General features: G+C 69.4%; 12 protein-coding genes. 5 read left to right on the top strand and 7 right to left on the bottom strand.

Translation table 11 applies throughout. The annotated features are described in order from the left end of the window. The first annotated feature begins 35 nt into the window (after positions 1-35). A complete protein-coding gene (locus tag NQU54_RS31035) occupies positions 36-593 on the top strand; it encodes a Uma2 family endonuclease (RefSeq protein WP_257633927.1) in 558 nt (185 codons plus the stop codon). Between the two features lie 6 nt (positions 594-599). Here NQU54_RS31035 and NQU54_RS31030 read toward each other — a convergent pair whose 3' ends face one another. Beyond that, positions 600-959: a GntR family transcriptional regulator gene (locus NQU54_RS31030; protein WP_069867747.1), complete on the bottom strand. Its 360-nt coding sequence runs from the start codon at positions 957-959 to the stop codon at positions 600-602. Between the two features lies 1 nt (position 960). Further along, a complete protein-coding gene (locus NQU54_RS31025) occupies positions 961-1,929 on the bottom strand; it encodes a DUF1648 domain-containing protein (protein WP_257633926.1) in 969 nt (322 codons plus the stop codon). 122 nt (positions 1,930-2,051) lie between these two features. Here NQU54_RS31025 and NQU54_RS31020 point away from each other — a divergent pair, with 122 nt between their 5' ends. Next, on the top strand, positions 2,052-3,581 hold the full coding sequence (locus NQU54_RS31020; RefSeq protein WP_069867749.1) for a helix-turn-helix domain-containing protein: 1,530 nt from the start codon (positions 2,052-2,054) through the stop codon (positions 3,579-3,581). Positions 3,582-4,441: 860 nt separating this feature from the next. Here the strand turns inward: NQU54_RS31020 and NQU54_RS31010 are convergent. From NQU54_RS31010 to NQU54_RS30990, 5 genes are read right to left on the bottom strand one after another with little or no spacing between them, the layout of a single operon-like run. Beyond that, positions 4,442-5,416: a hypothetical protein gene (locus NQU54_RS31010; RefSeq protein ID WP_257633925.1), complete on the bottom strand. Its 975-nt coding sequence runs from the start codon at positions 5,414-5,416 to the stop codon at positions 4,442-4,444. Further along, positions 5,397-6,506, bottom strand: a complete 1,110-nt coding sequence (locus tag NQU54_RS31005) for an AAA family ATPase (RefSeq protein WP_257633924.1) — start codon at positions 6,504-6,506, stop codon at positions 5,397-5,399. The genes NQU54_RS31010 and NQU54_RS31005 overlap by 20 nt, the downstream gene beginning before the upstream one ends. Continuing rightward, positions 6,503-7,672: a DUF262 domain-containing protein gene (locus NQU54_RS31000; protein ID WP_257633923.1), complete on the bottom strand. Its 1,170-nt coding sequence runs from the start codon at positions 7,670-7,672 to the stop codon at positions 6,503-6,505. The genes NQU54_RS31005 and NQU54_RS31000 overlap by 4 nt, the downstream gene beginning before the upstream one ends. 42 nt (positions 7,673-7,714) lie before the next feature. After that, positions 7,715-8,152 (bottom strand): hypothetical protein, encoded by a 438-nt coding sequence (locus tag NQU54_RS30995; RefSeq protein WP_257633922.1) that lies wholly within the window; start codon positions 8,150-8,152, stop codon positions 7,715-7,717. Continuing rightward, positions 8,149-8,436, bottom strand: a complete 288-nt coding sequence (locus NQU54_RS30990) for a hypothetical protein (RefSeq protein WP_257633921.1) — start codon at positions 8,434-8,436, stop codon at positions 8,149-8,151. Before NQU54_RS30990 ends, NQU54_RS30995 begins: the two co-directional genes overlap by 4 nt. Positions 8,437-8,955: 519 nt before the next feature. Here NQU54_RS30990 and NQU54_RS50675 point away from each other — a divergent pair. The 3 genes from NQU54_RS50675 to NQU54_RS30980 all read left to right on the top strand — a co-directional run bounded on the left by NQU54_RS50675 (position 8,956) and on the right by NQU54_RS30980 (position 12,182). Next, entirely contained in the window at positions 8,956-9,810 is an 855-nt protein-coding gene (locus NQU54_RS50675) for a glycoside hydrolase family 27 protein (RefSeq protein WP_502362210.1), read from the top strand. Beyond that, positions 9,807-10,775 (top strand): DUF8189 domain-containing protein, encoded by a 969-nt coding sequence (locus tag NQU54_RS50670; protein ID WP_502362209.1) that lies wholly within the window; start codon positions 9,807-9,809, stop codon positions 10,773-10,775. Before NQU54_RS50675 ends, NQU54_RS50670 begins: the two co-directional genes overlap by 4 nt. A 117-nt stretch (positions 10,776-10,892) precedes the next feature. Beyond that, positions 10,893-12,182, top strand: a complete 1,290-nt coding sequence (locus NQU54_RS30980) for an ABC transporter substrate-binding protein (protein ID WP_257633920.1) — start codon at positions 10,893-10,895, stop codon at positions 12,180-12,182. The last annotated feature ends 1 nt before the right edge of the window (position 12,183 follow it).

Here is a 12,183-nt window from a genome sequence, read left to right as displayed (position 1 = left end):
ATAGATCTCGCTCCCCGATACCCGCTGGAGGACCGATGAGCGCGCCATCACCTGCGTACCCGACCGACGATCCCGAGACCGCCCTCAAGTACGCGGTCCAGCGCATCCGAGGCTTCGACCGTGTGCAGGTCATCGAAGGGTTCATCGAACCGCTGTCGCCGGATTGGGATCACGAGAGCACCATCGCGAAGGTCCGGGAGCACATCGCGCCGGTGGTGAACGCCCTGGGCTGTCTGGCGGGATCAGGAGATCTGGACCTTCCCGGCACCAGCAATTGGTACGTACCGGATCTGGCCGTTGTGCCACGCGAGCTCGCCAAGGGCGCCGGGGCCCTGCTCCCCGACCAGACCCTCCTGATCGTCGAGGTGACCTCCGACTCCAACGGGGACACCGACCGGATCGTCAAGCGGCGCCGCTACGCCGAATATGGCGCCCCGCTGTATCTCCTGGTCGACCGGCAGCAGCGCACCTGCACGCTCTATTCGGCGTCCGGCAACCTCGGCTACACCAAGGTGGACGGCCCCCACCCCGTCGGCACCCCGCTCCCGCTCCCGGAGCCGTTCGATCTGGAGTTGGACACCTCCGCGTTCTGACCGGCCTCAGCCGCCGGTGAGGCGGGTTCTGACCAGGGTCAGGACCTCTTCGTCCGAGAGGCCCAGGGCGCGGGCCTGTTCCACCAGGCCCTGGACGCCCTCCAGGAGCCGGGCGCGGGCGGTGGGCTGGTCGCCGGTGACGACCGCGCCGCGGCCCCGGCGCAGTTCGATCAGGCCCTCCTCGCGGAGCCGCTGGTAGCCGCGCAGGACCGTGTGGACGTTGACCCCGAGGGACTCGCCGAGCGCGCGGGCGGCGGGGAGGCGGTCGCCGGGGCGTACGGTGCCGTCGGCGATCGCGCCGCGGACGGAGGCGGCGATCTGGTCGGCCAGCGGGACGGCGGAGCCGGGGTCGACGCGGAAGAGCATCTCAGCCGCGCTCCCCCGGCGCGGGGCGGTCGCGCTCGATCAGGGTGTTGAGCAGCGCGGCCGCGGTGGCGGCGTCGTCCACCGTCACCGCGAACTCCCGGCCCGTGGTGAGCGTCAGGAACAGCGCGTCGCCGGAGCGGAACACCAGCGCGCTGCCCCCGCCGCGGATCCGGTAGCCCCAGCCGCCGAGGCTCAGCGCGCCGGCCTCGCGGCTGGTGGCCCGCTCGATCCGGTCCAGCGGTATCCGCATCCGGGGCCGCGGGGCGAACCACGGGACCACGGCGAGGCCCCGGCGGTCGACGGTCACCCGGCAGCGGGCCAGCGCCGTGGAGACCAGCCCGATGACGATCAGCCATGTCGCCGGCCCCGAGCCCACGGCGGTCAGCACGGCGCCCAGCAGCGTGGTCCCCGCTCCCACGGCGAGCAGCACGGGCGAGCCCACGGAGCGTGTCCAGGTGGCCACTTCACCCCTGGCCAACGGGAGGCGGGGGGCGGCGGCCCGGTCCCCGGGCCCGGTCGCGGACGCCGGGTCCCGGCCGGCGATCAGCCAGCCCAGGGCGCCCATCACGGCCGCGACGGCGAAGGCGACGCCCAGCTGCCACAGGGGCTGGGAGACCCGGGAGGCGCGGGTGGCGTCGGCGTTGGCGAAGAGCAGGGAGGCGAAGGCGTAGCCCAGCAGCCCGGACAGCCCGTAGCCGAGGGTGACCGCGAACCGCTGGGCGCGGAGCCCCTTGTTCAGGCGCAGCGTGGGCATGAGGGTGAGGAGGCCGGAACCGAGCAGAACGGCGGTCACCACCGAGAGGAACGCACCCGTACCGGTGAATCCGTCGGCCTCCCCGCCCGGGCCGAAATGCGTGGCGAGCGGATCCGGCAGCCGGTCGCGCAGCCCTGCGAAAGCCGCCAGAACTACGGCCCAAGCCAGCACAAAAGGCAGAGCGACAACGAGCACGCGCCGCCGGGCAGGACGCATATCGACCCCCTCCATTCACCACTTGTTCGCATACTACTAGAACAATTTTCGGGTGGAAGGCCAGCACTCCTTCCACCTCCCCCGTCGCGTGCGCATCTCATATGTGAGATAGCCTCTTGGGTATGACTGACGACTACCTCGCACGTATCGGCAAGCTCATCCGTGACGCCCGGCAACACCGGGGCTGGACACAGTCGCAGCTCGCGGAGGCACTCGGCACAAGTCAGAGTGCGGTCAACCGCATTGAGCGGGGGAACCAGAACATCAGCCTTGAGATGATCGCCAGGATCGGCGAGGCGCTGGACAGTGAGATCGTGTCCCTCGGCTACGCGGGCCCGATGCATCTCCGGGTGGTCGGCGGCCGGCGGCTGTCCGGGGCCATCGACGTCAAGACGAGCAAGAACGCGTGTGTGGCGCTGCTGTGCGCCACACTCCTCAACGCGGGCCGTACGACACTGCGGAGGGTCGCCAGGATCGAGGAGGTCTACCGCATCCTCGAAGTCCTGGGCAGCATCGGCGTACGCGCCCGCTGGATCAACGACGGCGCCGACCTGGAGATCGTGCCGCCCGCCGAGTTGGACCTCGGCGCCATGGACACCGAGGCCGCGCGCCGCACGCGCAGCGTCATCATGTTCCTCGGTCCGCTGCTGCACCGGATGGACCGCTTCAGGATTCCCTACGCGGGCGGCTGCGACCTCGGCACCCGCACCGTGCAGCCGCATATGACCGCCTTGCGCCACTTCGGTCTCGAGGTGACCGCCACCGACGGGATGTACCACTCCCGCGTGGACCGCTCGGTCGCCCCCACCCGCGCCATCGTGCTGACCGAACGCGGCGACACCGTCACCGAGAACGCGCTGCTGGCAGCCGCCCGGCACGACGGTGTCACGGTGATCCGCAACGCCTCGTCCAACTACATGGTCCAGGACCTCTGCTTCTTCCTGGAGGAGCTGGGCGTCAAGGTCGAGGGCGTGGGCACCACGACGCTGACCGTCCACGGCGTCAGCCAGATCGACCGCGATGTCGACTACTCCCCCTCCGAGGACCCGGTCGAGGCGATGAGCCTGCTGGCCGCCGCCGTCATCACCGAGTCGGAGCTGACGATCCGCCGGGTGCCGGTGGAGTTCCTGGAGATCGAGCTGGCGGTCCTGGAGGAGATGGGGCTGGACCACGAGCGCGGCCGGGAGTACGCGGCGGACAACGGCCGCACCCGGCTGGTCGACCTCACCGTGCGGCCGTCCAAGCTCCAGGCCCCCATCGACAAGATCCACCCGATGCCGTTCCCCGGCGTCAACATCGACAACGTGCCCTTCTTCGCCGCGATCGCGGCCGTCGCCCAGGGCTCGACACTGATCCACGACTGGGTCTACGACAACCGCGCGATCTACCTCACCGAGCTCAACCGGCTCGGCGCCCACGTCAAACTCCTCGACCCGCACCGCGTCCTGGTCGAGGGCCCGACCCGCTGGCGCTCCGCCGAGATGATGTGCCCTCCCGCCCTGCGCCCCGCGGTGGTCGTCCTGCTGGCGATGATGGCCGCGCCGGGTACGTCGGTGCTGCGCAACGTGTATGTCATCAACCGCGGCTATGAGGACCTGGCCGAGCGGCTGAACTCGATCGGCGCCCAGATCGAGACCTTCCGCGACATCTGACCGCCACCGCCGCCGCACCCCCTGGCCGACCTGCGCGGGCGCGGGCCGGGAGGGGGCGTGGCGGCGCCTCTGGGACTTTTCTGGGACTTTTGGCCGGAGCCGGGCTCACCCCGGTCGTCCGGTGCCCGATCATCGCGTCGACTGGCCCGGATGGCGGTCGAAGACACGTGTCTTGCAAGGATTCCGGCCGCTCCCTCCGTCAGGCCACCGCCCCCGCCAGGACCCGTCGGGTGAGCGAAGTTCTGCCGCGTTGTTTGCCGTGCGAGTGGCGTCCTCGGGCAGGAAGCGGCTCGGGCGGCCGCTCCAAGTAACGACGAGTTCATCGCGGGTGTGAGTGGCCGCCACGAACACCCGTGACTTGGTGCGCTGTTCCTCCTGACGATGCCGGTCGGGGCAGGTGAGCCGGTACCGCTCGAGGCGCTGGTGCGGGATTCGGCCGTCGCTCACACCAGTGAGGAGCACCCACTGGAACTCCAGGACTCGGCGTTCCTTGATCAGTGCGGCGACGGCCCGCATCCGGGACGTGGCCGTGCTGAACGGCGTTGGCGCACAGTTCGGCCACGACGAGAGTGAGCGTGTTACGCGCTTCGGAGTCGTACGGCACTCCCCAGGCGTCCAGCAGGTGCTCGGCCGTCCGCCGCGCGAGCCGGGCCCGCGGCGGGTTGAGCAGAAGGTCGGCGGGGCTGCGGACACGACCTGTCGGGTGCCTCGCGCAATGCTGCGGAGTTCACGTGTCACGCCCACCACGGTGGCGGGCGCGACACGTCACCGGCCAGGCAGGACGCGCTGACGAACCGGGCTGTACGAGGTACCGGGGGCGTGTACTCACAGTGCGGAGCCGCGCTTCCCCGCTCCCGCGCTCAGGTGTCCAGGTGGTCCACGAAGATGCCGATGAGTATGCGATCGCCGAGACGGGGCTGGGGCAGGCTGAAGTGGACGCGATTGCGGTGCCGTTCCTTCTTGCCATGCCACTCGCAGCGGTAGGTCTCGCCCTCGTGGTCGACGTCCCGCTGCTTCATGATCGAGGGTTTGGATCGGGTATTGGGACTTTCCGGGGACAGGTCCAGGCCGAAACGGCCCAGCTCCGCCTGCACCTGGTACGGCTGCCCCGAGTGCAGGGCCAAGGCGTCGGCGAAGTGGTCGTGCACCACGCTCAGGAGCCGTACGACCCAGTCACGCATCTCCGCGTAGGTGCCGTCGAACTTGCGGAAGGAGAGGGAGTCGGCAAAGACTAGCTGCGGGAAGCTCTGGCGGGCGCGGTCGAAGAAGTCCTGCTCCGTGACGTTCTCCCGTTCGAAGAGGGAGCGCCAGAACTCGGACAGCGCGGGCGCCTCGACGAGGTGGAAGACCTCCTCAGTCGCCGCCTCACCCGTCGCCCCGTCGATCGCGGAGACCGGGAGCCAGCCGCGGCGGTCTCCGGCCGGGAAGACCAGGCATGCGACGTGGTGCCGCTGCCGCGTCCGCCACCAGGCGTAGCAGAGGGACCAAGCGAGGTCCCGGCCGTCGCCCGCCACTTCGACGTGGTCGGGCAGGCCGGGCACGTCCGTGTCCCAGGTGGGGCAGCGGTCCATGAGACGGATCATTCTCAGCCGCGCGTCCCGTCCGGCGCGCGGCGTCTCCCCCTCGTACAGGACGTCGTAGAGCTCACGGTCGTCCGCGCAGTCCACCTCCATCCACAACGGCGAGACGGCGACCGCCTGCTGTTCGGATAACTCCTCCAGCGTGTCGCTGAAGTCGTCCAGCAGGTCCGTCAACCGCTCCTCCGCCAGCCCCCGGAAGTCGAAGGACGACTCGTCCACGACGATCCGGTACGGCTCACCGCCCCCTGCGGGCACGTGCCAGCCTCCCCAGGTCTTGTTCGATCTGGTCGAAGAAGCCCCGCGGCCACTCGGTCAGTTCGCCCTTCGTGGTGAACTCGATAGGTGCGGACCCGGCTTCCTCCTCGCCGAAGTAGTGCACGACCGCGTCCTCGGGCCGCAGGCTCCGCTCCTCCGCCACCGCCAGCCGAGCTCCGTTGAGCACGTGGTCGCTGTGCGTCTCCACGATCACCTGGGCTCCGGCTCCGGCGACCCGGGCCAGGAAGCGGCCCAGCTTGGACTGACCACCGGGATGGAGGTGCGCCTCCGGGTTCTCGACGATCAGCAGGTCTCCGGGACCGGTGAGGAGACCTGCGACGATCACCGGCAAGGCGTAGGAGAATCCGAAGCCCATGTTGGCCGGGCGGATCGGCTCGCTCAGCAGTCCCGGTTCCTGGAAACGGATGGTGCTCGCCGTGATGCCTGGCGGCCACTGCGCAGTGATCTTGATGGGACGGACGATGTCGGAAGCCCAGGTCTCCACCTGTGTACGCAAGGTCGTGACGTTATGGGTGTCCCAGGTCATCGGGTGGAGCAGCGGCTCACGCACCGCTCGGGTCTCGTGCAGGGCGAGTAACTGCGCGGTGTACTGCCCCTGCACACCGACTCCGATGAGATCGGGATGCTCGGCGGAGACGCCGAGTTGGTCGCGGGGACCGAGGCGCTCGGCGCACAGATAGGTGAACGCGGATCCTTGGCCGCGCAGTTCCGCCGGTGGTGGCCCGCTGTCATCGGCCACCCGCAGGTAGAGCGCCTGCTCGTCGGGGACCGTGAAGCGGTGCACACTCGGCACCTGAGTGCCGTCGCCGCCGATCTGGATCTCGATGGTGGAGTCGGGGGCGTCGGGGTGCAGCACCTCGTGTGCCTCGCCCAGGGCGAGCCCGTAGGGTCCGTTGAGCTGTACCACGCGGCCGGCCGACGCGTCAGCGAGCTGGCGGGTCAGCAGCAGGCTCTGGATGGTGGTGCTCTTCCCCGTGCCGTTGAGTCCGGTGAGGACGGTAAGAGGGCGCAAGGCGAAGGACGCGTCTGCGAAGCGTTTGAAATGCCGGACGCGCAGGGAGGTGATCACTTACCGGCCTCCGCAGCCTGGGCGGTGACGTCGAACCGGAGCATTACCCGGCGGACGTCACCCGTGGAGGAGGTGATGGCTTCCAGGTACTGGTAGTCGTTCTTCATCAGGAAACGCGCGGCATCCACGATCGCCTCGCGGCGCCGTTCGAGGTCTTCGGTCTCGTACTTGGCGAGGGTGATCGACCAGGCCTCGAAGAGTGCCCGGTTGATCGGATTCCGGCCGGACGAGTCCAGCGGCCATTTACGGAACGCCTGCTCGTCGAAGACCAGATGGGCGTTCACCATGGCCTTGCGGAACGCCTCATGGAGGTCTCCCACCCTGGCGTCGTTCACGTCCTTCACGTTGTCCAGCATGATGGTGGTGCGCTGGAGGAAGGGGTCCATCGCGGCGTACTTCGCGTAGCCGTCCGTACCCATCAGCCAGAATGCGGCGAAACGCAGGGCCATCTCCCGGTCGTTCATCCGGATGTGGCCGCCCATGTTGTTGGTCGCCGCATTGAACTCCACGGTGGAGGTCATCACCCGCAGGATGGTCCGGCTGCGCTCCTTGCTCATGCAGTGTCGGATCTCCTGCGCGTTCAGCGGCGTACCGCCCGTGTTGATGCGCTTGAAGATGTCGTACATGACATCCGACGGCGTCGTCGGGTCGATGACGTTCGTGACGATCTGGGTGTTGTAGATGCGCCGCTTCCACGGGGCGGGAAGGTCCTCGAAACGCTTGCCCTCCACCGCGCTCTGGAGGTACTCCAGGCCCTTCAGCTCGAATCCGCGCTCGTCTCCCCCGCGGACGAAGTCGCGGATGGTCGACAGACGCTGGAGGCCGTCGACCACGCGCATGAGCCCGTCGGTGTCCTCGGCGAAGTAGAAGGCAGGAAGCGGGATCTGTAGGAGCACCGACTCGATGAGCCGGGACTTCTGCACCGGTTTCCATACGATGCCGCGCTGGAAGTCGGGGGCCAGCTCCAGGGACCCGTCCTCGATCATGTCCAGGGCGTTACGCAGCGAGAACTGCTTGGTGTTGACCCGGATCTGTTCCGGATTCCACGGCCGGGCGATCTCCGGTGGCGCGTCCTCCACCTCGGTCTCCGCCTCGACTCCGGTACCCGTGTCGAGGAAGTGCTCCTCCGTGATCTTCGGCGGCTCTGGGATGTCCGAGGTCGTCATGGGGCGATCGTAGCCGGGCGACTCCCTCGGACGCGTGGGGAATCAGGCACGGCCCCAGCCCATGTCCAACCCGGTGGAATCCTTGAGGACCTTGTTCAGCGCATCGACCTCCCCGCGGTCCTCAAAAAGGGCACGGGGAAGGTGATCGGAGGCAAGAGGGCCGGTGCCGTGCAGGACGTCGTCGTACGCCGATGCCACGGCGGCGCCCAGCAGAAGGTCCGTGGCCTCGTCGAGGTTCACGTGCTCCGCCGGCCACCGGTACTCACCCCGGCTCACCTGGAAGACGGGGAACAGCCACCACATGTCCCGGTCGGGGTCGACGAACCTGACCGCCCGGTCGCCCAGGAAGTTGACGCCGTAGTGGGAAAGTGCGACGAGGTCTTGGGTACGGGTGCGGGTCGGGTCTTGGAAGAGGATCTGGCTGCGCAGGTTCAGCTCTGCGCCGCTGCTGTTCCGCAGGCGCGGCGAGTGGACAGTCACCGCTCCGCCGCTCCTTCGGTGCCGTCCGTCTCCTCGCCGCTGCCGCCCTCCGGACGCGTGGTCACCTCGTCCACGGGGCCACGGTCACGCGCCCGCTCGACCAAGACCTTCAGGGCGTCGTACACCGCGTTCGTGGCCAGTCCAGAGGCGACCGAGACGGAGATCTCCGCCCAGTTCGCGTGACGTAAAGAGTCGCGCCTGTCCTGGCGCAGCGGCGTGAGGGTGAGGGAGCACGTTCCGGCGAGGTGTGGATCCGCCTCGATCTCCCGTGCCAGCACCTTCAAGTTCGCGCTCTCGCCCCGGTATTCAAAGATCGGCGTGGCGCGAGCCTACCGTCGAGTTCGGTTGCCGTTCCGGGCTCCCGGAATCGTCCTCGCCCCTGGGCATGGTGACGGAGTCGGGCAACCGGCTGGAGAGTGCACAGCGGTGGCGTAGCGTGACGGCCTCATTACTCTCTGGCGCGAAGTGGTTCTGTACGCACGGGAAGGAGGTCTATACGAGATGCGCGGCGTGACGACTGCCGGTCCGGGGCGTTGGGTCGCGCGGTCGGCGGGAGAGGCGAGCCGCCACCGCCGCCGCACCCCCTGGCCGACCTGCGCGGGCGCGGGCCGGGAGGGGGCGCGGCGGCATACCCGTCACGTCAAGATCCTCGACACAACCAGGAGCCTGTTTAAATAAATTATGAATAATTCTTGACAGGGTTTCGGCCACGGGCCACAGTCATCGCCGTGACGCCGCCGACGCCTGTCACCGGGTGGCCGCGTCATGTCTCCTTCCTGCTTCCCAACCCTCGGGAGAGGCACGTGACTTCACCCCCGCCCGTACGGAGACCCCGCCACCGCACACCGGCCCGCGGCGCCGTCGCGACCGCGATCGTCGTGGTCCTGGCCACGGCCGCGGCCCCCACGGCCACGGCCGCCCCCGCCGTGGACCAGGGGGCGCCCGACTACTACGACAGCGGGCTCGCCCCGACGCCCTACATGGGCTGGAACACCTACTACGGACTGGGAGCGCCCACCGAGAAGGAGGTGCGCTCGGTCGCCGACAGGCTTGTCAGCAGCGGTCTGCGGGACAGCGGATACGACATCGTGTGGCTGGACGGCGGCTGGCAGGCCGACAACCCACGGAACGACCGGGGACAGTTGGCGGCCCACCCGGACCGGTTCCCCTCCGGTATCCCGGCCCTCGTCTCCTATCTGCACCAACGCGGTCTGCGGGCCGGTATCTACACCGACGCCGGCACCTACGACGGCGGCAAGAGCTGTGGCCTGGGCAGCCGTGGCCACTACACCGAGGACGCCCGGCAGTTCGCCGACTGGAAGATCGACGCGATCAAGGTCGACTTCCTGTGCGGCATCGGCGAGAAGCTCGATCCGGGCCCGGCCTTCAAGGAGTTCGGGGACGCGGTCGCGAAGTCCGGACGCCGGATGCTGCTGAACCTGTGCAACCCGCTCACCGACGACTGGGGCCTGCCGCACACACCCGAGCAGGACGCGCACAACTCCTACGGCTACGCCCCGACGATCGCGGACTCCTGGCGCACCGGCACCGATATCGCCTGGGGCACCCCGAGCCCCGGCCAGTGGCCGAACGTGCTGCGCAACATGGACGCCAACGCCTGGCACCCCGCTCGGACCGGCCCGCCGAGCGCACCGTGAACTTCTCCGATGTGGCCCTCGGCGGCCCGGTCAAGGTCCGTGACCTGCGGGCACGGGCCGACCGCGGGAGGCACACCGGGTCGTACACCGTCGAGGTGCCGGCGCACGGCACCGCGTTCCTCACGCTCACCGGCGAGGACGCCCTCCCCGGTGCCGCCCTGGGCGAGAAGACCTCGGCGAGCCCGGCCGTCGTACGCGACGGCGAGACGCTGACCACCTTCTTCCGCGGACCGGGGGGCACCCTCGGCCAGCACACGGAGGACGGCGGCGGCAGGCCGCGGACGGGGAACCTGGGCGGCCCGGCGAACGGGAGGATCCTCGGCCAGCCCGCCGCCTACGGCTCGGCGGACGGGCGGATCGACGTCTTCGTGCGCGGCGCCGACTCGCGGGCGTACCGGCGGGTGTTCGCGCACGGGCGCTGGGGCGCCTGGCAGGACCTCGGCGGGAAGCTGACCGACGCCCCCTCGGTGGCGTTCACCGACGGGGCGCACTGGACGCTGACCACGCGCGGCGCCGATGGACGGATCGTCCAGCGGGGGCCGTCGTCCGGCTGGTCGTCGCTGGGCGCGCCGGGCGACCGGCCGACGTACGGCAGGCCGTCGGCCGTCGTCGACGCTCAGGGGCGGACCCATGTGGCCGTGCGCACCTCGGCGGACGAGGTGTGGACGCGGTCGCGCGACGCCTCCGGGCAGTGGTCGCGGTGGAGCTCGCTCGGCGGGACGGTGAGCGGCAGCCCGACACTGGTCGCCGCCGGGAACGCGGTGGTGCTGTACGCGCGGGCCGGTGACTACACGCTCTGGCAGCGGCGGTACGAGAACGGCGGCTGGCAGGGGTGGACCAAGCGGCCGGAGTTCCCCAGCGCCGCGTTCGACGGTGCGCTCGGGGCGGTCGCGGGCCCGGACGGTGTGGTCGACGCCGTGTACCGCGGGGTCGACGGCGCCGTACACCGGACTCAGTTCAAATAAATTAGGAATTAATCTTGACGTGGTGCGGGCACCACGCGAACCTGGATCCGCCGCGAGCGCGACCCGGCCGTCATGGCACGGCCGGGTCCCGCCGAGTGGATCCCCAAGGAGCACTCCATGACGAACTCACACCCCAGTCGACGGCTGTTCCTCGCCGGTCTCGGCGCCGCCGGGACAACGGCGCTGCTCAGCGGCTGCGTCACCGCCGGCTCCTCCGGCAAGAGCTCCTCCAAGGGCGGAGCGGTGACCCTCCAGTCCAACCTGTCCGCCCCGCAGGCGAAGGCGGCGATGGAGGATCTGGTCGCCGCCTACGCCAAGCGCGGCTCCGGGCGCGCCAGCCTCAACACCGTCGCCGCCGAAACCTTCCGCACCCAGCTGCCCACCTACCTGACCTCCGGCAATCCGCCGGATGTGTACACCTGGTACCCGGGCTCGGTGGCGAACACCTACGCGCGCAAGAACCTGCTGCTCGACCTCGGCGAGGTGTGGACCTCGCCCGATCTCAAGAGCTACTCCAAGGCGCTGAACACCCAGTGCACCTCGGCCGCGGGCAAGAAGGTCTTCGTGCCCAGCACCTACTACTGGTGGGGCGTGTTCTACCGGAAGTCCAACTTCGCCAAGTGGGGTGTCAAGGAGCCCAGGAGCTGGGACGACTTCCTCGATCTGTGCGACAAGCTGAAGTCCAGGGGCGTGGCCCCGATCGGTCTCGGCGCCGGCAGCAACACCCCCTGGGTGGCCTCCGCCTGGTTCGACTACCTCAACATCCGCATCAACGGCGCCGACTACCACCGCCAACTTCTCGCCGGAAAGCACCGCTTCGACGACCCCGAGGTGCGCAAGGTCTTCGACCGCTGGCAGGAGCTGCTCCCGTACTTCGACCCCAACGGCACCGCCATCGCCTTCCAGGACGCCACGACCGCCCTGCTCGCCGGCCGGACCGGCATGATGCTCATCGGCACCTTCTTCGCCGACGCCGCGCCCAAGGGCGCCCTCGACGACATCGACTTCTTCCGCTTCCCGGTCATCGACCCCAAGGTCCCGCTCGCCGAGGAAGCGCCCACGGACGGCTACTTCGCCAGCGCCCGCACCGGACGCCGGGACGGGGTCTTCGAGCTGCTGCGCTACCTCGCCACGGCCGAGGCGCAGGAGATCTACATCAAGGGCTCGTCGGGCACCGTCCTGCCCTGCCACCCCGACGCGAAGGACGCCGGGACCGCGCTGGTGAAGAAGGGCCGCAAGCACATCGAGGAGGCCGCCGAGATAACCCAGTTCTTCAACCGCGACTCGAGCGACGCCCTCCAGCCCACCGCGGACACCGCGCTGACCAAGTTCATGGCCAAGCCGAAGAGCATCGGTTCGATCCTCAGCGACTGGCAGCGCGACGCCGAGAAGATCTGGAAGGCGTGAA

This window comes from Streptomyces malaysiensis subsp. samsunensis, assembly GCF_024519315.1.
Classification (GTDB): domain Bacteria; phylum Actinomycetota; class Actinomycetes; order Streptomycetales; family Streptomycetaceae; genus Streptomyces; species Streptomyces malaysiensis.
Note: the sequence above shows the minus strand (reverse complement) of the source record. Positions and strands in the feature narration are given on the sequence as shown.